General features: G+C 69.5%; 23 protein-coding genes and 1 tRNA gene. 11 read left to right on the top strand and 13 right to left on the bottom strand.

Annotated elements, in window-relative coordinates:
• Both ACZ48Y_RS02730 and thyX read left to right on the top strand, forming a co-directional pair.
• Window positions 1-270 (top strand): acylphosphatase, encoded by a 270-nt coding sequence (locus ACZ48Y_RS02730; protein WP_464741926.1) that lies wholly within the window; start codon window positions 1-3, stop codon window positions 268-270.
• Window positions 260-1057 (top strand): FAD-dependent thymidylate synthase, encoded by a 798-nt coding sequence (gene thyX / locus ACZ48Y_RS02725; protein ID WP_464741924.1) that lies wholly within the window; start codon window positions 260-262, stop codon window positions 1055-1057. The genes ACZ48Y_RS02730 and thyX overlap by 11 nt, the downstream gene beginning before the upstream one ends.
• A gap of 1 nt (window position 1058) precedes the next feature.
• On the opposite strand, the gene ACZ48Y_RS02720 is transcribed toward thyX, so the two are convergent.
• Entirely contained in the window at window positions 1059-5552 is a 4494-nt protein-coding gene (locus ACZ48Y_RS02720) for a glutamate synthase-related protein (RefSeq protein WP_464741922.1), read from the bottom strand.
• A 167-nt stretch (window positions 5553-5719) separates the two neighbouring features.
• Between ACZ48Y_RS02720 and ACZ48Y_RS02715 the strand changes: the two genes are divergently transcribed.
• From ACZ48Y_RS02715 to ACZ48Y_RS02705, 3 genes are all read left to right on the top strand, one after another.
• On the top strand, window positions 5720-5992 hold the full coding sequence (locus ACZ48Y_RS02715; protein WP_464741920.1) for a stage V sporulation protein S: 273 nt from the start codon (window positions 5720-5722) through the stop codon (window positions 5990-5992).
• 73 nt (window positions 5993-6065) lie between these two features.
• On the top strand, window positions 6066-6749 hold the full coding sequence (locus tag ACZ48Y_RS02710; protein WP_464741918.1) for a zinc metallopeptidase: 684 nt from the start codon (window positions 6066-6068) through the stop codon (window positions 6747-6749).
• Window positions 6746-7987, top strand: coding sequence for a transcription antitermination factor NusB (locus ACZ48Y_RS02705; protein ID WP_464741916.1), 1242 nt, complete (start codon window positions 6746-6748; stop codon window positions 7985-7987). Before ACZ48Y_RS02710 ends, ACZ48Y_RS02705 begins: the two co-directional genes overlap by 4 nt.
• Here the strand turns inward: ACZ48Y_RS02705 and ACZ48Y_RS02700 are convergent.
• The 4 genes from ACZ48Y_RS02700 to ACZ48Y_RS02685 form a co-directional block, all read right to left on the bottom strand.
• The gene (locus ACZ48Y_RS02700; RefSeq protein WP_464741914.1) at window positions 7959-8150 is read right to left on the bottom strand and encodes a hypothetical protein; all 192 of its coding nucleotides are present in this window, start codon (window positions 8148-8150) and stop codon (window positions 7959-7961) included. The genes ACZ48Y_RS02705 and ACZ48Y_RS02700 overlap by 29 nt on opposite strands.
• 17 nt (window positions 8151-8167) lie before the next feature.
• Complete coding sequence (gene cysS, locus ACZ48Y_RS02695; protein WP_464741912.1) at window positions 8168-9613, bottom strand: cysteine--tRNA ligase; 1446 nt, start codon at window positions 9611-9613, stop codon at window positions 8168-8170.
• Between the two features lie 76 nt (window positions 9614-9689).
• On the bottom strand, window positions 9690-10127 hold the full coding sequence (locus ACZ48Y_RS02690; protein WP_464741910.1) for a type II toxin-antitoxin system RatA family toxin: 438 nt from the start codon (window positions 10125-10127) through the stop codon (window positions 9690-9692).
• A gap of 9 nt (window positions 10128-10136) precedes the next feature.
• Complete coding sequence (locus ACZ48Y_RS02685; protein ID WP_464741908.1) at window positions 10137-10562, bottom strand: regulatory protein RecX; 426 nt, start codon at window positions 10560-10562, stop codon at window positions 10137-10139.
• 20 nt (window positions 10563-10582) lie between these two features.
• Between ACZ48Y_RS02685 and ACZ48Y_RS02680 the strand changes: the two genes are divergently transcribed.
• On the top strand, window positions 10583-11275 hold the full coding sequence (locus ACZ48Y_RS02680; RefSeq protein WP_464741906.1) for a metallophosphoesterase: 693 nt from the start codon (window positions 10583-10585) through the stop codon (window positions 11273-11275).
• Between the two features lie 41 nt (window positions 11276-11316).
• Here ACZ48Y_RS02680 and ACZ48Y_RS02675 read toward each other — a convergent pair.
• Window positions 11317-11406, bottom strand: a tRNA-Ser gene (locus ACZ48Y_RS02675).
• On the bottom strand, window positions 11385-12941 hold the full coding sequence (gene tilS / locus ACZ48Y_RS02670) for a tRNA lysidine(34) synthetase TilS (RefSeq protein WP_464742780.1): 1557 nt from the start codon (window positions 12939-12941) through the stop codon (window positions 11385-11387). Before tilS ends, ACZ48Y_RS02675 begins: the two co-directional genes overlap by 22 nt.
• A gap of 16 nt (window positions 12942-12957) precedes the next feature.
• Between tilS and truD the strand changes: the two genes are divergently transcribed.
• Entirely contained in the window at window positions 12958-14004 is a 1047-nt protein-coding gene (truD, locus tag ACZ48Y_RS02665) for a tRNA pseudouridine(13) synthase TruD (protein ID WP_464741904.1), read from the top strand.
• On the opposite strand, the gene ACZ48Y_RS02660 is transcribed toward truD, so the two are convergent.
• A complete protein-coding gene (locus ACZ48Y_RS02660; RefSeq protein ID WP_464741902.1) occupies window positions 14001-14468 on the bottom strand; it encodes a hypothetical protein in 468 nt (155 codons plus the stop codon). The genes truD and ACZ48Y_RS02660 overlap by 4 nt on opposite strands.
• Before the next feature lie 95 nt (window positions 14469-14563).
• On the opposite strand from ACZ48Y_RS02660, the gene ACZ48Y_RS02655 reads away from it, so the two are divergent.
• Window positions 14564-16249, top strand: a complete 1686-nt coding sequence (locus ACZ48Y_RS02655) for a chloride channel protein (protein ID WP_464741900.1) — start codon at window positions 14564-14566, stop codon at window positions 16247-16249.
• Window positions 16250-16256: 7 nt separating this feature from the next.
• On the opposite strand, the gene ACZ48Y_RS02650 is transcribed toward ACZ48Y_RS02655, so the two are convergent.
• From ACZ48Y_RS02650 to modA, 5 genes are read right to left on the bottom strand one after another with little or no spacing between them, the layout of a single operon-like run.
• Window positions 16257-16616: an alpha/beta fold hydrolase gene (locus tag ACZ48Y_RS02650; protein ID WP_464741898.1), complete on the bottom strand. Its 360-nt coding sequence runs from the start codon at window positions 16614-16616 to the stop codon at window positions 16257-16259.
• Complete coding sequence (locus ACZ48Y_RS02645) at window positions 16616-17362, bottom strand: alpha/beta fold hydrolase (RefSeq protein WP_464741896.1); 747 nt, start codon at window positions 17360-17362, stop codon at window positions 16616-16618. The genes ACZ48Y_RS02650 and ACZ48Y_RS02645 overlap by 1 nt, the downstream gene beginning before the upstream one ends.
• Before the next feature lie 4 nt (window positions 17363-17366).
• On the bottom strand, window positions 17367-18383 hold the full coding sequence (locus ACZ48Y_RS02640; RefSeq protein WP_464741894.1) for an ABC transporter ATP-binding protein: 1017 nt from the start codon (window positions 18381-18383) through the stop codon (window positions 17367-17369).
• Window positions 18359-19036, bottom strand: a complete 678-nt coding sequence (gene modB / locus ACZ48Y_RS02635; RefSeq protein WP_464741892.1) for a molybdate ABC transporter permease subunit — start codon at window positions 19034-19036, stop codon at window positions 18359-18361. Before modB ends, ACZ48Y_RS02640 begins: the two co-directional genes overlap by 25 nt.
• Complete coding sequence (gene modA / locus ACZ48Y_RS02630; RefSeq protein WP_464741890.1) at window positions 19033-19830, bottom strand: molybdate ABC transporter substrate-binding protein; 798 nt, start codon at window positions 19828-19830, stop codon at window positions 19033-19035. Before modA ends, modB begins: the two co-directional genes overlap by 4 nt.
• A 31-nt stretch (window positions 19831-19861) precedes the next feature.
• Between modA and ACZ48Y_RS02625 the strand changes: the two genes are divergently transcribed.
• From ACZ48Y_RS02625 to ACZ48Y_RS02615, 3 genes are read left to right on the top strand one after another with little or no spacing between them, the layout of a single operon-like run.
• Window positions 19862-20230, top strand: a complete 369-nt coding sequence (locus ACZ48Y_RS02625; protein ID WP_464741888.1) for a PaaI family thioesterase — start codon at window positions 19862-19864, stop codon at window positions 20228-20230.
• 13 nt (window positions 20231-20243) lie between these two features.
• Window positions 20244-21278 carry a 3-deoxy-7-phosphoheptulonate synthase gene (gene aroF / locus ACZ48Y_RS02620; RefSeq protein ID WP_464741886.1) on the top strand — a complete coding sequence of 345 codons (1035 nt, stop codon included), beginning with the start codon at window positions 20244-20246 and terminating at the stop codon, window positions 21276-21278.
• A complete protein-coding gene (locus ACZ48Y_RS02615; RefSeq protein WP_464741884.1) occupies window positions 21259-22335 on the top strand; it encodes a prephenate dehydrogenase/arogenate dehydrogenase family protein in 1077 nt (358 codons plus the stop codon). The genes aroF and ACZ48Y_RS02615 overlap by 20 nt, the downstream gene beginning before the upstream one ends.
• The last annotated feature ends 1 nt before the right edge of the window (window position 22336 follow it).

Below are 22336 nucleotides of genomic sequence, written 5' to 3'. Positions count from 1 at the left end.
ATGAAACGCCGGATCGTGGCCCTGGTCAGCGGACGGGTGCAGGGGGTAGGGTTTCGCGCGTTCGCCAAGCAAAAGGCCGAAGCGCTCCACCTCGCGGGCTACGCGGAGAACCTTCCCGACGGCCGGGTGGAGGTCGTGGCCGAGGGCGAGGAGGAGGACCTCAAGCTCTTCTTGACGTTCTTAAAACGCGGCCCCCGGCTCGCCAAGGTGGAGCAGCTCGAGGTGGTCTGGAGCGAACCCACGGGCCTGAGGGGGTTCCATGTCTACTGAGATCCCGGTCCTCGATCAGGGCTTCGTCCGCCTGGTCGAGGTGATGGGCTCGGACGCCGCGATCGTCCAGGCCGCCCGGGTCTCATACGGCCCGGGGACCAAGACCAAGCGCGAGGACGCGGCGCTGATCGACTACCTGATGCGCCACCGGCACACCAGCCCCTTCGAGATGGTGGAGTTCAAGTTCCACGTCCGGGCCCCGATCTTCGTCGCCCGGCAGTGGTTCCGCCACCGCACCGCGAGCGTCAACGAGATCAGCGCCCGCTACTCGGTCCTCGAGGACCGCTTCTACCACCCCGAGGCCTGGCGCTTCCAGGCCAAGGACAACAAACAGGGCTCCGAGGGCCGCTTCGAGAGCAAGGAGGCCGACCGAATCCTGGAGGACGCCTACCGGGACGCCTACGCCGCCTACCAAAAGCTCCTGGCGCTCGGGGTGGCCCGGGAGGAAGCCCGGGTGCTGCTCCCGGTGGGCATCTACACCGAGTTCTACTGGAAGCAGGACCTGCACAACCTCCTGCACTTCCTCAAGCTCAGGCTCGACCCCCACGCCCAGGAGGAGATCCGGGCCTACGCCAGGGCGATCGCCGAGATCGTCAAGGCCCGGGTCCCCCTGACCTGGGCCGCGTTCGAGGAGCATGTCCTCCACGCCGCCACGCTCTCCAGGACGGAGCGGGAGGCCCTCGCCGAGCTCGTGGACCCCAGCACCTACCAGGCGGCGCTCGAGGCCAGGGGGCTCAAGAAACGCCGCGTTCGCGAAGCGCTGAAGAAGCTCTTTTCCGAGGCCTAGCTCACTCGGTGCTCACTGCCTGGTCCTCCTGCCCCTTGAGGGGGACCAGCATGAAGAAGTGCGCCCGCGGCCGCGCCGCCAGAAGGGCGATGCGGTCGGCCCGCTCGTTGCGCTCCTCGGCGCGCAGGAGGGCCTCGTAACGCCCCAAGAGCTCGCGCACGTCGGCCTCGCCCTCGGCGTCCAGCGGCAGGAGCTCGACCTTGGCCCCCTTGGCCAGGCGGCGCCGGTAAGCGGCCTCGGTGAGGCCCATCTCCGGCCAGTGCCGCAGGTAGACCCGCCCGCCGGTCATCCCGCTCGCCATCCAGGGGCCGGGGTCCCCGAGGACCACCGCCCGCCCCCGGGTCATGTACTCGAAGGCGAACCCCTTGAGGTTGGCCCGGGCCGCCAGGTTGCCAAGCTCATCGGCGAGCGGCCGCTCGGGCTCGCCCGCGAGCACCACGTCGGCCCCGGACAGGCGCACGCAGCAGCGGCTGTCGGCGTTTCCCTCGACCACCAAAAAGCCCTCGATCGCCCCATAGGCGAAGGATTTGCCCACCGAGCCATCGACGTAAAGGCCGTAGGGGTTCTTCCCCTTCAAAACGTAGACCTCGCCGCCATAGGCTCCCTTGGCCACCCCGTCCTGGGCGCCGCCCTCGACGACGATGCGGATCGGGGCCGTGGTGAAGGCCCCCAGCCCGTTTCCGGCGACGCTGCCGGCGTCGAAGCGGAGCTCGATCTCGGCCTCGACCGGCTTCCCGGAGAGTGCCCGCCGGGCCAGCTCCCCGGCGAGGTGGGTGCCGAGCGCGCGGTCCGCGGAGCCCACCGGCCCCTCCTGGAAGACCAGGGTGCGCTCGCCGCGACGCCAGGCCTCGAGGACCACCTCGGTGATGGTGCGGGTGAGGGTGTTCAAGGGCCGCCTCAGGATCTTCGCGCCGCGATCGGAAAGCCACTCCGGCGTCTCGGGTCGGACGAAGAGCGGCTCGAGGTCCAGGGGCAGGGGCCGGGCGAGGTAGAGCAGGTCGGAGCGGCCGACCAGGTCCTCGAGGCGCTCCGCCCCCAGCGCCGCGACGTGACGACGCAGCTGGGCCCCCATCCCCGAGAAGAAGTTCACCAGGTGCTCGACCGCGAGGTCAAAGGCGCGGGGGACGAAGCGCTTGAGCCCGCGGGCCTTGGCCTCTTCCTCGGTCTCGATCTGGGTGGCGATGCCCACGTGGCAGGTGTTGTACTGGCAGCCGCGGCAGATCGTGCAACCGATCGCGACCATGCTCATCGTGCCAAAGCCCACCCGGTTGGCCCCCAACAGGACCATGCGCACCACGTCGTAGGCGGTCTTCAAGCCACCATCGGCCCAGAGCTCCACGCGGTCCCGCAGACCGCTCTCGACGAGGGCCCGGTGCGCCTCCTTGACCCCGAACTCGACGGGCAGGCCGGCGTACTTGAGCGCGTGCTCCCGGGCCGCGCCGGTGCCTCCCTCGAAACCGGAGAGGGTGATCACGTCCGCCCCGGCCTTGGCGATCCCCACCGCGATGGTGCCAATCCCGGGGATCACCGGGACCTTGACCGCGACCTTGGCCTCGGGGTTGACGGTCTTGAGCTCCTCGACGAGCTGGGCCAGGTCCTCGATCGAGTAGAGGTCGTGGTTGTTCGAGGGGCTGATCAGGTCCACGCCGGGGACCGCGTTGCGCGCCGCGGCCACCTTGGCGGTGACCTTCTTTCCGGGAAGGTGCCCGCCTTCGCCGGGCTTGGCCCCCTGGCCGATCTTGATCTCGATCACCGCGGCGGAGTTGAGCATCTTGGCGTGGACGCCGAAGCGGCCGGAGGCCACCTGCTGCCCCCGCCAGCGGTTGTAGCGGCCGAGCAGGTCGGGAATCTCGCCTCCCTCCCCGTTCATCGCCAGCATGTTGAGCCGCCGCGCGGCCTCCACGTAGGCGCGGAAGGCGACCTCCCCCTGGGAGCCGAAGCTCATCGCGCTGATCACGAAGGGCAGGGAGTGCCCACCCACCGAGAGGTCCACGGTGTCCGGGTCCACCGGTGGGGGATCCTCGGCGGCGAACTCCAAGAGCTGGCGCACCGCAACCGGGGCTTCGCGCTCCAGGGCGCGCACCTTCTCCTCGTAGTCCTCGAAGCGGGCCTGCCCCATCGCCACCTGCTGCGCGGCCTTGTAGATGCGGGGGTTGAAGCGCAGCTCCCGCGGGGGGCGGGGCTTTTCCTCCGCGGCCTTGGCCAGGCGCTCGATCAGGGTGCGCTCGAGCTCCAAAAAGCCATAGCCCTTCTCCTCGGAACCCCAAAGGTTGGGAACGGAAAAGACCTCGGCAAGGGGCGCCTTGAGGCCGATGCTGGAAAAGATCCGACCGTAGCCCCGAAGCTCGTGGATGCCCATCGTGCTCATGACCTTCTCGACGCCCTTGGTCAACGCATTAAGCACCGACATCAAGGCCGCCTCCCCGCCCCGGGCCAGGGCCTCGGTCTGCATCATCCAGGGCGCGACCCCGTCCGCCCCCAGGCCCAGCGCGAGCATGAGGTCGTGGAGGTTGCGCAACCCTCCGGAGTGCAGGAGCAACGAGGTCCGCCGCCTCAAGGAGATGCCCGCCTCGTCCCGGGCCTCGGTCAGGGCCCGCTCGACCCAGGCCAGGGCCAGGTGGGCGTCGATCCAGGGCTCCTTGGCGAAGGCGTCGCGGTCGCTGAGGATCAAAAGCTCGGCGCCTTGGCGCACCGCTTCGACCGCGGCCTCCCCGAGGCGCTTCAACCCGGCCATCAACCCTTCCTCGACCGCGAAGGTCAGGGGCAGCTCGACGGTGCGAAACCGCGCCTTCAGGCGCTCGAGCGTCTCGGTCCCCCGGCCCAGGGCGACGTCGCGGGCCGCGGGGAAGGTCTCCTCGAGGACCAGCGGCACCAAGAGCTCCAGCGTCTCGCCCCCACCCTGCCCGTTGGGCAAGGGGCGCCGGCCCAGCACCACCCGGGTGGAGAAGTGCTCGACCTCCCGCTCCCGGTCCAGGGCAGGATTGGTGACCACCGCCACGGTTTCCTTGAAGAACTCGGCGAGGTTGGGCGCCTCCTCGGCCAGGGGCGCGAGCGGGGCGTCCCAGCCCAGGCTCCCCACCGGCTCCCGCCCCTCCTTGATCAGCGCGTCGAGGTAGCGGTCGTCCCAGCGATCCCAGCCGAAGGCCCGCTTGAGGCCCAACGAGGGGGGCGCGGCGGGGGTACCCGCGGCCGGGCCGCCGCCCCCGGAGACCGAGGCCTGCCCCCCGGGACCGGCGAGGTGACGGCCCGCCCCCTCGAAGTAGGTTCCCTTCCTGAGCGCGATCTCCAGCACCCGCCGCTGGTGCCGGCTGTAAGGGTAGAGCCGGGTGCCCTCCGGGGTCATGCGGGCGAAGACCCGCTCGCCCGGAGCCAGCGGCCGGGGCTCGGCGACGAACTCGTCGGCGGTGAAGACCCCGCGCTCGGAGGAAAAGATGTACTCGCCGCCGGTCTCCACCAGCCAGAGCGGACGCAGCCCCATCGCGTCGGTCAGAAAGGCCGCCTCCTCGCCGAGGCGCATGACCAGGGCCGCGGGCCCTTGGGCCAAGGGTCCGAGCATCTGGCGAAAGCCCATGTAGAGGTCCTTGAGGGTGTCCGAGTAGTGGTGGATCTCCCCCAGGATCGGGGGGAACAAAAGGTCGATGGCCTCGGCCAAAGAGCGGCCGAAGCGAAAGACCAGGGTGCCGAGCAGGCGGTTGAGGTCCTCGGAGTCCGACCCCCCGGAGAGGGGCACGCCGAGTTGCAAGAGCTCCCGGCGCAGCCGTTCGATCGTGTTGATCTCGCCGTTGTGGGCGAGGAAGCTAAAGGGCTGGACCTGGAAGAAGGTGGAGGCGGTGTTGGTCGAGTAGCGGTTGTGGCCGAGCACCACCCGGGTCTTGAACTCCGGCCGGGCCAGCTCGGGGTAGTAGCGCTTCAGGATCTCCGCCGAGCCCCGGACCTTGTAGACCACGCTGTGCGTGGAGAGGGAGACGACATGGGCCTGGGTGGTGGCCTCAAGCCGCAGCCCCAGTTCGAACAACGCGCCGTCGCCGCCCTCGGCGAGCCCCGCGACCTGCACGAAGAGTGGCTCGGTGCGCCGCCCCACCGGTCCGAGGACCCGCGAGTGGGTCTCTCCGAGCCCCTCGTAGAGCAGCTGGACCCCCAGCCGCGCGCCCTCGAGGCGCATGCGATCCATAATCTCCGAGCGGTGCGCGGCCGCTTCTTTGGGAATGAAGAGGTGGCCGACGAAAAAGCGGGGGTTCTCGGGAAGGTCAGGGTCCAGCCCCGCGGCCTCCAGGCGCTGCGCCCAGAGCTCGCGCGGGATGTCGGTCATCACCCCGGTGCCGTCCCCTTCCCCGAGCACCGCCCCGGCGCGGTGCGCCATGCGGTAGAGGGCCTCGAGCCCGCGCTGCAGGGTTCGGTGACGGGGCTCGGCGTCCTTTTCCAAGATCGCCACGATGCCACATGCATCGTGCTCGAAGAACCTCGGTTCGATGGCTTCGCTCTGCCGCGCTCGCATTCCCCTCCCCCACCCGCAAGGCTATGCGGGTATGTGCGTAGATTATACGTTTCTATCGCTTTTTCGTCTACCGTCCACCGACCGACGTCGGGGCATCTTTACTTGACACCTGGGAAAACGCTTCCATAAGCTAAGGCTGTATCAGCTTTCTCACGTAGGAGGTCATCGTGGAAACGTTACGCGTATCCGGTAAATCGCGACCCAACTCCGTCGCCGGGGCGATCGCCGCCTTGCTGCGCACCGCGGGCGAGGTGGAGGTGCAGGCCATCGGCCCCGCCGCGGTCAACCAAGCCGTCAAGGCCATCGCCATTGCCAGGGGATACATCGCACCAGACAACCTCGATCTCTACGTCAAACCGGCGTTCGTCAAGCTGGAGCTGGACAACGAGGAGCGGACCGCGCTGCGCTTCAGCATCAAGGCGCAGCCCCTGAACTCCTAGCCGACGGGATTGCCGCCCGGCTTTCAGTGTTGCTGAGGGCCGGGTGGTAGCTTTTTGCAAGGGAGGGTATCGCATGTTCATCTTCGGACCGTACACCTGGCTGATCTTCCTGATCTTCCTGGCCACGCTGGCCATCCAAGGCTGGCTGCAGAACACCTACCGGCGCTACAGCCAGATCCCCAACCGGCGCGGGCTGACCGGTGCGGAAACCGCCCGCCTGATCCTGGATAGCGAGCAGCTGACCGGGGTCCGGGTGGAACCGGTGCCTGGGGTCTTGACCGACCACTACGACCCCTTGAAGAAGGCGGTGCGCCTCTCCGAGCCCAACTACCAGAGCCAGAGCCTGGCCGCGCTCGCGGTGGCCGCCCACGAGACCGGCCACGCCATTCAGGACGCCCGCCGCTACCTCTGGCTGGTGGTGCGCCACCAGCTGCTGCCCGCCGCCCAGATCGGCTCCAACCTCGGCCCCTGGCTCTTCATCATCGGCCTGATGATCGGCGCCCTGGGCCTGGCCAAGCTCGGCCTCTACCTCTTTGGGGCGGCCGCGCTCTTCCAACTCGTAACCCTTCCGGTCGAGCTCGACGCCAGCCGCAGGGCCCTGATCAAGCTCCGCGCGCTCAACCTGCTGACGCCGGAAGAGATGCCCGCCGCCCGCAAGGTGCTGACCGCAGCGGCGTTCACCTACGTCGCTGCGCTGGCGATGAGCGTGGCCTACCTGCTGCAGTACGCGGCGCTCCTCGGCGGACGCGAGGAATGAGCCAAACGGCCCGCGGCCTGGCGCTCAACGTGCTCGAGGCCGTGGGCCGCGGCCGCTACCTCACCCCAACGCTGGACTGGGCCCTGTCCCGAAGCTCGCTCGACGCCGCCGATCGAGCTCTGGCCACGCGCCTGGCCTACGGCACCCTGCAGCGGCTGGCCTACCTGGACTGGGTCCTTTCGCCCCGGCTCAAGGCGCCAAAGCGGCTTCCAGAACGGGTGCGCTGGGTGCTACGCCTCGGCGCGTACGAGCGCCTCTTCCTGCGCACCCCGGACTACGCAGCGGTACACGCCTGGGTCGAGGAGGCCAAGCGCACCCATCCCCGCCTGGCCCCGCTGGTCAACGCGGTCCTGCGCCGGGTTGGCCACGACGAACAGGCCCCGCCTTGGGTCCGCGCGGGAATCCCCCGCTTCCTCTGGGAGCACTGGCGGCGCTTTTTCGGTGAGACCGCCTTCGTCGAAGCCTTCAACGCCCCGCCCCCGGTCTGGGTCACCGCGTTTCCGGGCGCGGAGGAGGCCCTGGCCCGTGAGGGGGTGGCCTTCGAGGCCGGGCCCGTTCCAGGCAGCCTGCGGCTGTCGCACCCCGGCCTCAAGGGCCTCGCGGCTTACCGCCGGGGGCTCATCCAACCGCAAAATCCCGCCTCCCTCTTCGCCGCCCAGCTCCTCGAGGTCCAGCCCGGCGAACGGGTCCTCGACCTCGCCGGGGGCGCGGGCATCAAAGCCGCCTGGCTGGCCGCCAAAGGCGCCGAGGTCACCAGCGTGGACCTTGACCCAAGACGCCAGGAAGCGGGCAGGAAGAACCTCGAGCGCCTCGGCCTGCGGGTGCGCTTTCGCACCCATGACCTCACCCGTCCTCTGGGCGAGACCGCGCCCAAGGTGCTCCTCGACGCGCCATGCGCGGGCACGGGGACGCTCCGGCGCCACCCCGAGCTGCGCCAGCGGCTGACCCCGGAGGCCATCGAAGCGGCCGCGAAACGCCAGGCCGTGCTCCTCGAGGTCGCCGCGCGGGCGGTCGCGCCAGGGGGGCTTTTGGTCTACAGCCTGTGCAGCCTCACCGAGATCGAGGGGGACGCGATCGTGGGCGCCTTCCTCAAGGCCCACCCGGCGTTTTCCCCGGAGCCGGTGGAGGGGCCCCTGCCCTGGCTCAAAAACACGCTCGGGGCCTACGTCCGCCCCGAGAACGGCCTCGACGGGTTTTACTACGCAAAGCTCAGGCGGGTTCCTCAATCGCCTGGTTGAAGAAGTCCAAAACCACGCCCATGAAGAAGCTCACCAGCAGCCCGATGATGAGCTGGGGACCGGTGAGCGTGAACTGGCCGAAGAAGAGGCCGTTCACCACGAAGGCCAGGATCACGAAGAGCACGAAGAGCGCGCCCCAGTAAACGAACGTCCGTGCGGTCATCTTGCCACCTCCACGCCCTATTCTACCAGCTTCCAACGCGTGCCCTGGGGCGTGTCCTCGAGCACCACGCCGAGCGCACGCAAGCGCTCCCGAATCGCGTCGGCGGTGGCGAAGTCGCGGCGTTCGCGGGCGGCCTGCCGGAGCTCGATCAAGAGCCCGATCAAGCCTTCAAGCAGCGGGCCCTCGAGGCGCTCGGCCAGGGCCCGCTCGGGGAAGAGCCCAAGGACCCCTTCGCCGAGGGTCGCGAACGCCGCCTCCACGCGGGCCAGGGTGTCCCGCCCGACCTCCCCCGCCAGCGCCCGGTTGAGCTCGGGCAAAAAGGTGAAGAAGGCAGCCAGCGCCTCTGGCGTCGCGAGGTCGTCGTTCATCGCCTCGGTGACCTCACGCTCGAGCCGCGTGAGCGCGGCCTCGAGGCCGGGATGCCGTCCCTCGGGGGCGCGGGCCTTCCGCCTCCTCACCTCCCGGTAGGCGTTCAAAAGCCGCAGATAGCCGCGCTCCGCGGCCTCCAGCCCCGCGGGCGTGAAGTCGGTCACCGAGCGGTAATGGCTTTGCAGCAAATAAAAGCGCACCACCAGCGGATCCACCTTGGCAAAGAGCTCGCGCAGGGTGATGAAGTTGCCGGTGGACTTGGCCATCTTTTCCCCGCCAAGCAGGATGTGGTTGTTGTGCATCCAGTAGCGGGCGAAGGCGTGGCCGGCGGCCTCCGCCTGGGCGATCTCGGCCTCGTGGTGGGGGAACTGCAAATCGATCCCCCCGCCGTGGATGTCGAAGCCCTCACCGAGGTACTTGAGGCTCATCACCGTGCACTCGATGTGCCAGCCGGGAAAGCCTTCGCCCCAGGGACTGGGCCAGCGCATCAGGTGATCGGGCTCGGCCCGCTTCCAAAGGGCCCAGTCCCGGGGATCCTCCTTTTCCTCCCGAACCTCGACCCGGGCCCCGGCGGCCTGTTCCTCGAGCCGCCGTCCGGAGAGCCTGCCGTAGTCCGGCCACTTCCTGGCGCGGAAGTAGACCGACCCCCCGCGCTCGTAGGCGAACCCGCGCTTGATCAGCTCCTTGGTGATCTCGATCTGCTCGACGATGTGCCCGGTGGCCCGGGGGGTGATGTCGGGCTTGAGGACGTTGAGCGCGGTCATGTCCTCGAAGTAGCGCCAGAAGTACTTGTCCGCCACCTGCATCGGCTCCAGCCGCTCGAGCTTGGCCCGCTTTTGAACCTTGTCCTCGCCCTCGTCGGCGTCGTCGGTGAGGTGCCCGACGTCGGTGACGTTGGAGACGTAGCGCACCTTGTATCCGAGGTGCAAGAGCCAGCGCCGGAGCGTGTCGAAGCTCACCGCGCTCTTGGCGTGGCCGAGGTGGGCGTCCGAGTACACGGTGGGACCGCAAACGTAGATGCCCACGTGCCCCTCGACCCGGGGCTGGAAGCGCTCTTTTTTCCTGGTCATGGTGTTGTAGATGTAAAGCGCCACCCGCGACCTCCTTTGCACGCGACCAGTGTCGTTCAAGGGGTTCCAGCCAGCCTCGACCTCGCCGAGCGGCGCGCGCTTAGGCGGCCAGCGCCCGGTCCTTGAGCCCCTTTAAGAACATCTCCGCGTTTTCCCGCATCAGCTTGTGCACGAGCTTCTTCAACAGCCCCCCGAAGATCGGCAGGTTCAGCTCGTAGTCGATGACCAGCCGCACCCGGGTACCCCCCTCCTCCGGCTCAAAGCGCCAGCTGCCCTCGTACTTGTCGAAGTCGCCTTCCGGGGAGTAAAAGCGGTTTTTGAACGCGGCGTCGTCCCACTCCTCGACCTCCACCCAGCGCACCCGCTTGCCCATCGCCACCGCGACCCACTCGCTCTTGGTGACGCCCTCGCCGGTCTCGACGACCTTCAAGGTCTCCACGTCCTTGAGGTAGGGCTTGAGGCCCTCGAGGTCACGGGCCAGGCGGTAGACCTCTTCCGGAGGCTTGGGGACGAAGACTTCGGCTTCGACGCGCGGCATACCCTGGTTCTACCCCTCCTCCCCTGCTTCCTGCAAGCGATCGTAGGCCCAGAGCGCGGCCTCGAGGGAATACCCGCGCCCCAGCAAAAAGCGGATCGCGCGCTCCTTCTTCCCCAAAAACCGCGCCCGCCGCTTGAGGAGCAACGCCAAGGCGGCCTCGCGCGCCTCCTCGGGGAGAACGGCCTCGATGTCCTCGTCCCGGACCCCACGCTGCTTGAGCCGCCAGCGTAGCTTCCTCGGCCCCCAGCGCCCGCGACGTACCCGCACGAAGGTCTCGGCCAGGGCGCGATCGTCGAGGTAGCCCCAGGCCCTCAGCCGGGAGAGCGCGGCCTCCACCTCGGCCTCGGGGTAGCCTTCGAGCTTCCTCCTCAGCTCGGCCTCGGTGTAGGCCCGCCGGGAAAGCAGGTCCAGGGCCTTCTTCAGCGCGCCGTCCATCGATTGATAGACTACCCTCTGTGCGCGTCTTCGCCCTCGCCGATCCCCACCTCGGAAGCCAGGTCAACAAGCCGATGACCGTCTTCGGGTCGCGCTGGGCCGGCCATCCGGAGGTGCTGTTCGAGCGCTGGCGCGAAACGGTGGGCGAGGAAGATCTGGTGATCCTGCCCGGAGACATCTCCTGGGCGATGCGGCTGGAGGAGGCGCTCCCCGACCTCCGGGCACTGGCCGCGCTGCCCGGCGAGAAGGTGCTCGTGCGCGGCAACCACGACTACTGGTGGCCCTCGATCTCTAGGCTCCGCGCCGCGCTGCCCCCGCGCATGCACGCGATCCAAAACGACGCCTTCGTCGACCAGGGGGTGGCGGTCGCCGGCACCCGGGGCTGGATCACCCCCTTCGACAAGGAGTTCACCGAGCAGGACGAAAAAATCTACCGCCGGGAGGCGGAGCGGCTCCGGCTCTCCCTGGAGGATGCCGAGCGACGCCCCCACGACCACCTGATCGTGGCCCTGCACTACCCGCCCTTCGGGCCCGGCGGCGAGGCGACGCGCTTCACCGAGCTGATCGAGGCGGCGCAGCCTGACGCGGTGGTCTACGGCCACCTGCACAACGCCGACCCCGAGAAGCTTCCCAAGGAGTGGAAGGGGATCCCCCTCCACCTGGTGGCCGCGGACGTCATCGGCTTTCGCCCCAAGCTCATCTTGGAAGTGTGAGCACCACGATCAACCGGGGAGGCACTGGCCTCCCCGGGGACTGGCGGAGGGGGCGGGATTCGAACCCGCGGTGCCCTTGCGGGCACACCGGTTTTCGAGACCGGCCCGTTCAACCGCTCCGGCACCCCTCCCCGCGTAGACGGGCAAAAAACCCGCTCAGCAGTTTAGCAGCTTCCGGCGCGAGGTGTCCAGGGTCCACCTCCAGCCCGTTGCGCGACAGACGGTGGACGGTAAAGGCCCCGGCCTTCAGGTTCTCGGTTCCCCAGACGAGGCGGGTGACCCCCGCCTCGCGGATCGCTCCGTAGCACATCGGGCAGGGCTCGAGGTTCACCACCAGCGTCGCCCCGATGAGCCGTTTTTCCCCGGTCCTCGAGAACGCCGATTGGAGGGCCAAGAGCTCGGCGTGGGCGGTCGGGTCCCGCCTGGCCTCCACCGCGTTCGCGGCCAAACTCAGGACCTCGTCGCCGCGCGCCACCAGCGCCGCGATCGGCACCTCGCCCCGGCGCCCGGCCCGCCGCGCCTCGGCGAGGAGCGTCCGCATCCAGCGCGCCGCTTTCGGCTCCGGATAGAGCCCGTGGACGAAGACCACCCGCTCTCCCTCGCAGGCCAGCGGCCAGTGCCGCCGCAGCCGGGGCGGAACGCCATGGGCCCGGAAGAAGGCATCCAGCCTGCGACCGTCCAAAAGGCGCAGGGCCTTTTGGTAGCGACAGGGCCTTCGGCCCTGGGGAAGGGGCGGGGGACTGGGCTCAGGCGGGAGGAGAAAGAGCGTCCCCTGGTAGGCAAAGGCCAGATGGCCGCCGGAAAGGCTCACCGTCTGCCCCCCCAAGGCCTCCTCCAGCGCCTCGATCACGCGGGCCTCGGGGCGCAAGCCGGCCGAGGTCAGCCAGCGCCGCAAGGCCCGGCGGCGGAGCGAAAGGGGAGCCGCGACCAACGGGGCCGCCCGCAGCGCGGGCACGAAAAAGCGCGCGTCGGGAATCAACACCCCTGCTGCCTCGGCCTCCAGCTGGTCGTCCTCCAGCTGACGCGCCTCGGCGAAGCGGCCGATCGCAGGGACCGCCCCCGGAAAGCGGGCCTCGACCAGCGGCATCACCCGGTGACGCAGGTAGGCGCGGTCGCGTTCCAGACAGGCGTTGGTCGCATCCTCCCGCCAGGAAATGCCCCTGGCGCGGAGGAAGGCGCGCAGCTCCTGGCGCCGGAAACCGAGCAAGGGGCGCGCGATCTGGCCCCGTTTTCTGCGGATGCCCAGGGCCCGCGCGGTGCCGGAAAAGAGCTGAAAGAGCACGGTCTCCGCCTGGTCGTCGGCGGTGTGCGCGGTGAGCACGCAGGCCGCGCCGACCCGCTTGGCGACCCGAGTGAGGAAGGCGTAGCGCAGCTCACGGGCCACGGCCTCGAGGTTCTCCCCCCGCGCCCGCGCGATCTCTGCCACCGGAACGCGCTCGACGACGACGGGAACCCCCAGCCGGGCCCCGAGCTCGACGACGAAGGCCGCGTCCTCCCCGGACTCCGGGCGAAGCCCGTGATCGAGGTGGGCGATCACCGCGTCCCGCCCCACGGCCTTGGTCAGGACCGCCAGCGCCACCGAGTCCCCGCCCCCGGAGACCGCAAGCAAGAGCCGTCCCTTGGGACAGAGATCGGAAAGCGCCTTACGAAAACGCTCGATCACCAGGGGTTATCCTAAGCCGGTGCGCCCCGACTTCGACGCCCTCCCCTACCTCACCGAGGACCTCCCGGGCACTGGCGTCCGGATCCGTGCCCGCCTCGACGACTTCGTGGTCGAGGAGGTGCCCGCCTACCTCCCCTCGGGGGAAGGGGAGCACCTCTACCTCTGGGTGGAAAAGCGTGGCCTGACCACCCGGGAGCTGGTCGAGCGCCTGGTGGCCCGGGGCATTCCGGAAAAGGCCATCGGCGTCGCCGGGCTCAAGGACAAGCACGCGGTGACCCGGCAGTGGGTCAGCGTGCCCGCGACCCTGGCGGATCGGCTCTCGGGGATCGAGGACGCCTCGCTCACCATCCTGAAGGCCGCGCGCCACCGCAACAAGCTGAAGACCGGTCACCTCCGCGGCAACCGCTTTGCGGTCCTGATCGAGGGGGCCGATCCCGAGCGGGTGCGCCGGACCATGAACCGGCTGGCGACCACCGGGCTGCCGAACTACTACGGGCCGCAGCGCTTCGGTCTGGAGGGGAAAAACCCCGAACGCGGCCTGGCCTTGATGCAAAAGGGGAAGGGCCGGGGCGGTCCCTGGCTGAAGCGCTTTCTTTTGGGCAGCGTTCAGAGCCTCCTTTTCAACGCCTACCTCGCCGAGCGCCTCAAGCGGGGGACGTTCGTGCGCCTCCTGCAAGGGGACGTCGCCAAGAAACACGACACCGGCGGCGAGTTCCTGGTCGAGGACCCGGCGCGGGAGACCGCGCGTGCGGAGCGCTTCGAGATCAGCGCCACCGGCCCCCTCTTTGGGCGCAAGTACTACGAGGCCCAAGGGGAGGCGAGGGCGCTCGAGGACGAGGTCCTCGAGCGCTTGGGCCTAAGCCGGGCGGACTTTCGCCAGCGCAAGGGGGCACGCCGCCTGATCCGCGTCCCGGTCGGCGAGATCACGGTCGAAGAGGCTCCCCGCGGCACCTGGGTGCGGTTTTTCCTGCCCAAGGGAAGCTACGCGACCGCCCTCTTGCGCGAGATCATGAAGAAGAACCCCGAGGCGACTCGCCCCGGGGAGATCGGTGAAGGCAACGGCTAAAAGCGCGCTCCCAACTTGAGGGAGAAGAACGCCCCTTCGGCCGAAGCCGCGCCGAAGGCATACCCCCCGTCGAGGCCAGCGAAGACCGGCACCGGCAGGTCCTCGAAGGGGAGATCGAACTCGACATCCGCGCGCAAGAGCCCAAAGAGCCCGCCGCTGCGGCCGGTCTCGCTGCCCGCGTAGCCGAGGCCCGCGCCGCCACCGAGGCGCAACCCCTTCACCGACGCAAGGGGCAACAGGTAGCGCATGGCGAAGCTGGCCTGAAAGCTATCGGCCACGAACAGGTCCAGCGTCGGCCGCAGCGCCCCGACCGGGGGCTGGTAAAGCAGGCAGTCCCAGGAGGCCTCGATGCCAAAGCTTCCCGCATCCCCGGCGAACCCCCCACGCAGCGCCGCAGAGGGGTTAAAGGCCATGGCCATCGAAAGCAAGCCCAGCATCGTCGCGATCAGCAACCCTTTTCTCATAGTGCTTCACCTCCGAACTCAAGTTTAGTCTGCCCAACATTATCAATCAAGGACCGGGGACATCCCGCCGGGCGAAAGCGATTAAGCTAAGGGGCGTGCGCTGGCTTCGAGGTTGGCCCCGACTCCTCCTCTTTAGCTTCCTGATCGGCATCGTCGCCGGGCTCGGCGCAGTGTTCTTTAACCTGCTGGTGCACTGGGGTACCGAGCTCTTCCTTTACCGCCTGGGGCAGCACCTGCCTCCGACGGAGAACAACCCACAGGCCTACTACGGGCCCTACTTTCGGATCCTGCTGCCCCTGGTCGCGGCGCTCGGCGGGCTGCTCGCGGGGCTTTTGGTCTTCCTCTTCGCCCCCGAGGCCGAGGGGCACGGCACCGACGCGGTGATCCGCGCCTATCACGAGCTGGGCGGACGGATCCGGGCCCGGGTACCGGTGGTCAAGACCCTGGCCTCGGCGATCACCCTGGGCTCCGGCGGCTCGGGCGGCCGGGAGGGGCCGATCGCCCAGATCGGCGCCGGCCTGGCCTCGGTGGTCTCCGACTTGTTGCGTTTCCCGGACAGCGAACGGCGGATCCTGGTCATGGCCGGGGCCGCCGGGGGCATCGGAGCGGTCTTCCACGCCCCCCTCGGCGGCGCTCTCTTCGCCGCCGAGGTCCTTTATTCCAAGCTGGACATCGAACAGGACGTCCTCGTCCCTTCGATCATCTCCGCGGTCACCGCCTACTCGATCGCCGGCTACTTCACCGGCTTCGGAGCGATCTTCGAGATCGCCGCCAGCCGCTACCACCAGCCCGCGGCCCTGCCCCTCTTCCTGGCCCTGTCCCTGGTCGCCGCGGCCGGGGCCTACCTCTTCGTCCGACTCTTCGACCAGGTGCACGACGCCTTCCACGCCTGGCGCGTGCCGAACTACCTCAAGCCGGTGGTCGGTGGCCTTCTGACCGGCCTCCTGGGGGCCTTCTTGCCCCAGGTGCTCTCCGGCGGCTACGGCTGGATGGCGATGATCTTCGAGAACAAGCTCCCCCTCATGCTCCTCGTCGCGATGGCCCTAGGGAAGATGTTCGCGACCTCACTCACCATCGGCTCCGGTGGTTCGGGCGGTGTCTTCGGCCCCAGCGTCTTCATCGGCGCCGCGATCGGCGGGGCCTTTGGCCAGGTGGCCGCGGCGGCCTTCCCCCGCCTCGGGTTGAACCCGGTGGACTTCGCCCTGGTGGGCATGGCGAGCTTCTTCGCCGCCGCCGCCAAGACGCCGCTCTCCTCGATCGTGATGGTCACCGAGATGACCGGGGGCTACGGCCTGTTGCCCCCGCTCATGCTCTCGACCTTCACCGCCTACCTGATGGTGCCGGCGCGGCTCACCCTCTACCGTTCCCAGGTCCCCGAACGGGCCGACAGCCCGGTCCACGCCCACGAGTACATCCGGGCCGCGCTCAAGCACCTTTCGGAGCGGGGCCTGCCGATTCCCGGCGACGTCCCCCTGCCCCAGATCGCCAAGCTCCTGGAGACCGGCCAGCCGGTCCCCCTGGACCCGGAGGGCCGCGAGGTGGCGTTCACCCTGCGAATCGACGAGGGCCACCCCTGGGTGGGCAAGCGGATCGTCGAGCTCGGGCTGCCCCGGGACGTGTTGGTGATCTCGGTGATCCGGGAACGGGAGAACGAGACCCTGATTCCTCGCGGGCACACCCGCCTCAAGGCCGGGGACCTCTTGATCCTCGTGGGCCCCCCCGAAGCCCCCGGCGACATCGCCCGCATGCTCGGGGAAAACGGCCGCGCGGAGAGCGAGTAAGCCGCGCCTAGCCGTTTTGCAGGCAGGCTTCGAAGGCCAGCCCATCCTCGGCGATGCAGACCGCCTCTAGCCCCATGCGCGCCTTAAGGATTTCGGCGATGGCCTTCCCGTGGCCCCGGGCGAGCACCCGGTAGCCCTCGAGGTTCAGCATCATGATCAACCCCACGACGAACTCCGCCTCCTCCTCGGGGCTGAGCGGCGTCCCCGCGGTGCGCCCGCGACCGGGAAAGTCCGGGACGATGTAGCGGTGGCCCGCCGGCCAGGGCCTCGGCCAGTCCGCAGCGCTCTCGCCGATGAGGAGGACCGGCGGACCCTCGCCCTCGTCGTCGTAGACCAGGTGGGTGCCGTAGAGGTAGAGGTAGGGCATTACTTGGGCGCGTCCAGGTCGAAGTGCAAGGGCGCCTTGGCCTCCTCCTCGGGCCAGGATAGGAAGGCCTCGCGGCGCTCGATGAAGCCCCGGGCCAGGGCCACCGCCTCGGCAGGGTTCTCCCAGGGGGCGAAGTGGCCCGCGGCCTCGACGGTGACCAGCATCCCCTTGAGCTCCGGCACCCACTCGGCGACCTCGTGGCCGTAGCGCATCGGAGTAAAGGCGTCCTCGGCGCCGACCACGACGAGCACCGGGAGCGCGAGACGGCGAAGCGCTTTACGCTCGTCGACCAGCGCAAAGAGGCCCTCGAGCCAGGCGGCGAGGTCCCGCTCGGCGAGGCCCGCCTTCCAGGCCTCGAGCTGGGCCCGGCCCCGGGCGAGGAGCATCGCTCCCATGAACCAGGGGGCGGCGACGCGGTAAAACCCCTCCAATCCACCCGCCTCAAGGCCAAAGCGCATCGCCTCCAACCGCCAGGTGAGCGCCTCGTCGCGGCGCACGATCGGGGAGAAGAGGACCAGGGTCTGGGCTTGTTTCTCGTGGGCAAGCTGAATCGCGGGGATCGCCGCCTCGGAAAAGGCCACCAGATGGGCCCCCTCAGGCAGCCGCGCGCCCCAGTCGGCGAGGGCCGCACCGGGCGTCGGCTGGGGCCGGGCCTCGAGAAGCCGGTACCCGGAAAACGCCTCCTTAAAGGGCGCAAAGCCCGCGGGCGGGCTGAGGTAGCCGGGGAGAAAGACGACCGTTTCCACGCCCCTATCCTGGCACAGGCAAAAGGTGCAGGTAGCGACGCTTGAAGGCCACGGTCACCGGCTGTCCCTCGACAAGGGGCAGGCGGTCGAAGACGTGGCGGGGAAGCGCGACCTCGATCGGGGCCGCGGCCTCGAGCAGGAGCCGCACCCCAAGCCCCTCCCGCAGGATGGTGCGGATGCGGGCCTGGACCGGGTTTTCGATGCGATCCCGGGGGCGGTCCTCGCGCACCACGATCACCTCCTCGCTCCGCACCGCGAGCACCGCCCGCCGGCCCGGCCGGGCCCAGGCCGGGCAGTCCGCGAGCAATACCCCAAAGGGCGAGGCGACCCGGCAGGGGGATCGGGAGAGGACCTCTCCTTCGTAGAGGTTTTGAAACCCCACCAGGCGCGCGGCCTCGAGCGTCGCCGGGTGAGCGAAGACCTCCTCGGAAGGGCCTTCCTGCACCACCCGGCCGGCCTCCAGGATGACCACCCAGTCAGCGAGCTGGGCCAACGCCGGGTCGTGGGTGGCGACCAGGGCGGGGACCGAAAGCCCGCGGACGAAGGCCACCAGCTCGGCGACGACCTGCCGCTTGCGCACGACGTCGAGGGCGCTGGTTGGCTCGTCGAGGAGCAAGAGCTCGGGGGCGCGGGCGAGCGCCCGGGCCAGGGCCACGCGCTGCTTTTGGCCGCCGGAGAGCTGATGGGGGTAGCGGTCGGCGAGCGCGGCCAGGCCCACCCGCTCCAGCAACGCCCGGGCGGTGGCCAGCCGCAACGCCTTGGGTCCGGGGATGGGAAAGGCCACGTTCCAGAGGGCGGTCATGTGGGGGAAGAGGGCGTAGTGCTGGGGCAGATACCCCACCGGCCGGCGCTCCGGGGGAAGGCCAGAGAACGGCTTTCCCCGGGCGGGGACGAGCCCGGCGAGGGCCCGGAGCAACGTGGTCTTCCCGGCCCCGCTCGCGCCGAGGAGCGCGGTCAGGCCGCGGGCTTCGAAGCGCGCAAGGAGCGGCGTCGGACCTAGGACCTCGAGGTCGACTTCCACCGTGCCTCCAAGCGCCGCACCCAGACCAGGAGCAAAAAGCTCAGCGCCAAGAGCCCGCCCGCCACCACGTGGGCCTTCTCGTAGGCTAGCGCCTCGACCAGGTCGTAAAGGTAGATGCTCACCACCCGGGTCTCGCCGGGAATCGCCCCGCCGACCATCAACACCACCCCGAACTCCCCGAGGGTGTGCGCGAAGGCCATGATCAACCCGCTCAGAACTCCGGGCCAGATCAGGGGAAGGATGACCGCGGCCCACACCTTCCACCAGCGGGCGCCGAGGGTGCGGGCGGTCTCGATCAGGTCCTCCGGGACCGCGGCGATCGCCTCGCGAAAGGCGCTAAGCGCGAAGGGCAGGCTGAAGACCACCCCGGCGACCACAAGCCCCTCGAAGCGAAAGGCCAGCGAGCGTCCCAAAAGTCGCGCAAGCGGCCCGCTCGGCCCAAGGAACAAGAGGAGGTAGAAACCAAGCACGGTCGGGGGCAGGACCAGCGGCAGAAAAAAGACGCTTTCCAAGAAGCTGCGGCAGCAAAAACGCTTTTTGACGAAGACCCAGGACAGGGGCAAGCCCAACGCGAGGATGAGCACGCTCACCGTGCTGGCGAGCTTGACGCTCAGCCACAGCGCAGGCCAGGCCTCGGCGAACGCGGCGATCATGGCGGCAAAAGCCCGTAGCGGGCAAGGATGGCCTGCCCCTCCGGGCCCAGCAGGAAGCGATAAAACCGCTCCACCTCGGGCCGTAGCCGGCCTTTCAGCACCGCCACCTTCTGCCAGAGGGGAGCGTAGGTGGCAAGCGGCGGCGTCCAGTAGCGGCCCCGACCGGCGGCGGTCAGGGGGATCGCCAGGGAGCGCGCGATCAACCCAGCATCGGCCCCGCTGGTTACGAGCTGGGCCGCGTGGGAGACGCTCTGACCCACGACCAGGCGCAGCGGCCGCTGCGGCGCCAGGTAGCGCAGCAGCCCACCGGTCATGGCCTCAAACGGGACCGGTCCTTTACGCCAACGCAGCAAGCCGGCATGAAGCAGGTACTGCACCGCCGCCCGGCCGTAGGGTGCGTGCAGGGGGTTGGCCAGGGCCAGGCGCTGGACCCGAGGGTCCCACAGGGCGTCCTTGGGGTCCAGATCGGCAAGCCGCGCCGGCACGAACAGCGCCAGCTGGCCCCGGGCGTAGACCGCCGCGGTCCCCGGCGCGACCCGTCCCTCCGCGGCGAGTCGGTCGACGTAGCGGGCGTCGGCGGAGAAAAAGAGGTCGGCGACGAGGCCCTGACGCAGCTGCTGGAAAAACCGTCCCGAGGCCCCATAGATGACCTCGACCCGGACCGAAGGGGCACGGGTCTGGAAGACCCGCACCGCCTCGTCGAGGGCATAGCGGAGGTCGGAGGCGGCGACCACCCGCACCTGGCTGGCCCAGGCTAGACCGAAGAGGACGAGGGCCAGGACGAGCACGCGCACGGGCGGTATTATACGCGGCTAGGATGAGCGCATGGGACTCGCAGACACCCTCGACATCGAGATCCTGCGCGCCGACGAGAACGGCCTTTTGGCTAGGATGCCGGTGACCGAGGCCCACCTCCAGCCCTTCGGCTACCTCCACGGCGGGGCCAGCGCCGCGCTCGCGGAACACGCGGCCAGCGTCGGGGCCCAGGGATTTTGCCCGCCGGGCCACGTGGCGTTTGGGCTCGAGCTCAACATCAACCACATCCGGCGCAAGCAGCCGGGCGAAACCCTCTTCGCCCACGCCCGCCCCCGCCACGTCGGCCGCCGCACCCAGGTGTGGGAGATCGAGATCCTCGATCAGGACCAGCGCCTGGTCGCCCTGGCCCGCTGCACGATGGCGGTGGTCGAGGTATAAAATCTCAAACATCATGCTGATCGTTCTCAAAGACAGCGCCACCCCGGAGACCCTCGAGGCGATCCAGGCCGAGCTCAAGCGGCTGGGCTTCACCCCGCACGTCTCCGAGGGGGAGGAGACCACCCTGGTCGGGGCGGTGGGCAAGGGCCCGACCCCGGAGATCATGGAGCACTTCCGGGCGATGCCTGGCGTCGCCGAGGTGATTCGCATCTCCAAGCCCTACAAGCTGGCGAGCCGCGAGGTTCACCCCAAGCCCACGGTCATCGACTTTCCCACCGGTCGCACCGGGGGCGGGCACTTCTTGGTCGCCGCCGGCCCCTGCGGCGTCGAGTCCGAGGAGCAGACGCTGACCGCCGCCCGCTACGTCAAACAGCACGGGGCCCAGATGCTTCGCGGCGGTGCGTTCAAGCCCCGCACCAGCCCCTACTCCTTCCAGGGTCTGGGCGAAAAGGGCCTCGAGATCCTCGCCGAGGCCCGCCGGATCACCGGCCTTCCGGTGGTCACCGAGGTGGTCAGCCCGGACAAGGTCGAGCTCGTGGCCCGCTACGCCGACGTGCTCCAGGTTGGGGCACGCAACGCGCAAAACTTCGCACTCCTCAAGGAAGTCGGCCAGTCCGGGAAGCCGGTCCTCTTGAAGCGCGGAATGAGCATGACCCTCGAGGAGTTCTTGATGAGCGCGGAATACGTGCTCTCCGAGGGCAACGAGCGGGTGATCCTGGTGGAACGGGGTATCCGCACCTTCGAGAAGGCCACGCGCTTCACCCTCGACGTCTCCGCGGTGCCGGTGCTGCAGTCCTGGACCCATCTGCCGGTCTGGGTCGACCCCAGCCACCCCGCGGGCAAGCGCGACTACGTGCTGCCCCTGGCCCTGGCGGGCATCGCCGCCGGCGCCGATGGGTTGATCGTGGAGACCCACCCCTGGCCGGAAAAGGCGCTCTCCGACGCCGCGCAGCAGCTGACCGAGGCGGAGTTCGCGGCGTTCATGCAGCAGGTGAGGACGCTGGTCCAGGCGGTGGGCAAGGCGTTGGATGCGGCCCCGCTTCCCTAAGGCCGGGGTCTTCGGGGTGGGCCTGCTGGGCGGCTCGGTGGGCCTGGCCCTGCGCGAGCGCTTCCTGGTCGAGGAGGTCCACGCCTTCGACCCCGACCCCGAGGCGCTGCACACCGCGCTCGCGGTCGGCGCCGCGACCCACGCCCACACCGAGCTCGGGCCCTGGATCCAGGAGCTGGACCTGGGCATCCTGGCCGCCCCGGTGGGAGCGATCCCGGAGCTCGTCGAGGCCATCACCCCCCATGCCCGGCCTGAAACCCTCTTCACCGACGTGGCCAGCGTCAAGGGGCCGGTCGTGCGCACGGCCAAGGGCCGGCTGCCGCGGTTCGTGGGCGGCCACCCGATGGCCGGGAGCGAGCGCTCGGGGGTGGCCCACGCCCACGCTGGGCTCTTGGAGAACGCGGTCTGGGTCATCACCCCCGCCCCCGGCCAAGCGGAGGAGGTCAAAAGCCTCGAGGCCCTGGTCAAGGAGCTCGGGGCCTACCCGTTGGTCATGGACCCCCTGCTCCACGACCGCCTGGTCGCCCGCGTTAGCCACCTTCCCTACCTGCTCGCGGTGGCCGCTAACCTCCTGGTCAAGGAGGATCCCGAACGGGACCTCTTGATGTTCCTCGCCGCCGGAGGGTTTCGCGACCTCACCCGGGTGGCCTCCGGCTCGGTGGTCATGAGCCGGGACATGGTCCTCGCCAACAAGGCCGAGGTCAAGCGCGCGCTGGCCGACTTCCGCAAGGTGCTGGACCTCCTGGAGGCGGCGCTCGAGGACCCCAAGCAGCTACAGGCCCTCGGCGAGGCCGCAAAGCGCACCCGCGACGCCCTGCCCATCGTCAAGCGCAGCCTCCTGCCGGTGCGCCACGAGCTCGTCGTGCAGCTCCCCGACCGCCCCGGCGAGCTCGCCCGCATCACCACCGCGCTGGGCGAGGCGGGGGTGAACATCAAGGACATCGAGGTCCTGACCATTCGCGACGCCGGCGGGGCGCTCCGGCTGGGTTTCGCCGAGCGCGAGGAGCAGCAGGCGGCCCGACGGCTGCTCAGCGAGATCGGCTACCGGGTCATATAAT

The organism is Rhabdothermus arcticus (assembly GCF_055382915.1).
This window is presented reverse-complemented; position numbering and strand designations above follow the sequence as displayed.

Coding starts and splice junctions, on each gene's coding strand:
- ACZ48Y_RS02720 (WP_464741922.1), bottom strand. CDS start 5,552: ATGCGAGCGCGGCAGAGCGAAGCCATCGAACCGAGGTTCTTCGAGCAC.
- ACZ48Y_RS02650 (WP_464741898.1), bottom strand. CDS start 16,616: ATGCCCTACCTCTACCTCTACGGCACCCACCTGGTCTACGACGACGAG.
- ACZ48Y_RS02660 (WP_464741902.1), bottom strand. CDS start 14,468: ATGAGAAAAGGGTTGCTGATCGCGACGATGCTGGGCTTGCTTTCGATG.
- ACZ48Y_RS02710 (WP_464741918.1), top strand. CDS start 6,066: ATGTTCATCTTCGGACCGTACACCTGGCTGATCTTCCTGATCTTCCTG.
- ACZ48Y_RS02685 (WP_464741908.1), bottom strand. CDS start 10,562: ATGGACGGCGCGCTGAAGAAGGCCCTGGACCTGCTTTCCCGGCGGGCC.
- ACZ48Y_RS02690 (WP_464741910.1), bottom strand. CDS start 10,127: ATGCCGCGCGTCGAAGCCGAAGTCTTCGTCCCCAAGCCTCCGGAAGAG.
- ACZ48Y_RS02615 (WP_464741884.1), top strand. CDS start 21,259: ATGCGGCCCCGCTTCCCTAAGGCCGGGGTCTTCGGGGTGGGCCTGCTG.
- modB (WP_464741892.1), bottom strand. CDS start 19,036: ATGATCGCCGCGTTCGCCGAGGCCTGGCCTGCGCTGTGGCTGAGCGTC.
- thyX (WP_464741924.1), top strand. CDS start 260: ATGTCTACTGAGATCCCGGTCCTCGATCAGGGCTTCGTCCGCCTGGTC.
- ACZ48Y_RS02700 (WP_464741914.1), bottom strand. CDS start 8,150: ATGACCGCACGGACGTTCGTTTACTGGGGCGCGCTCTTCGTGCTCTTC.
- ACZ48Y_RS02705 (WP_464741916.1), top strand. CDS start 6,746: ATGAGCCAAACGGCCCGCGGCCTGGCGCTCAACGTGCTCGAGGCCGTG.
- ACZ48Y_RS02730 (WP_464741926.1), top strand. CDS start 1: ATGAAACGCCGGATCGTGGCCCTGGTCAGCGGACGGGTGCAGGGGGTA.
- aroF (WP_464741886.1), top strand. CDS start 20,244: ATGCTGATCGTTCTCAAAGACAGCGCCACCCCGGAGACCCTCGAGGCG.
- ACZ48Y_RS02625 (WP_464741888.1), top strand. CDS start 19,862: ATGGGACTCGCAGACACCCTCGACATCGAGATCCTGCGCGCCGACGAG.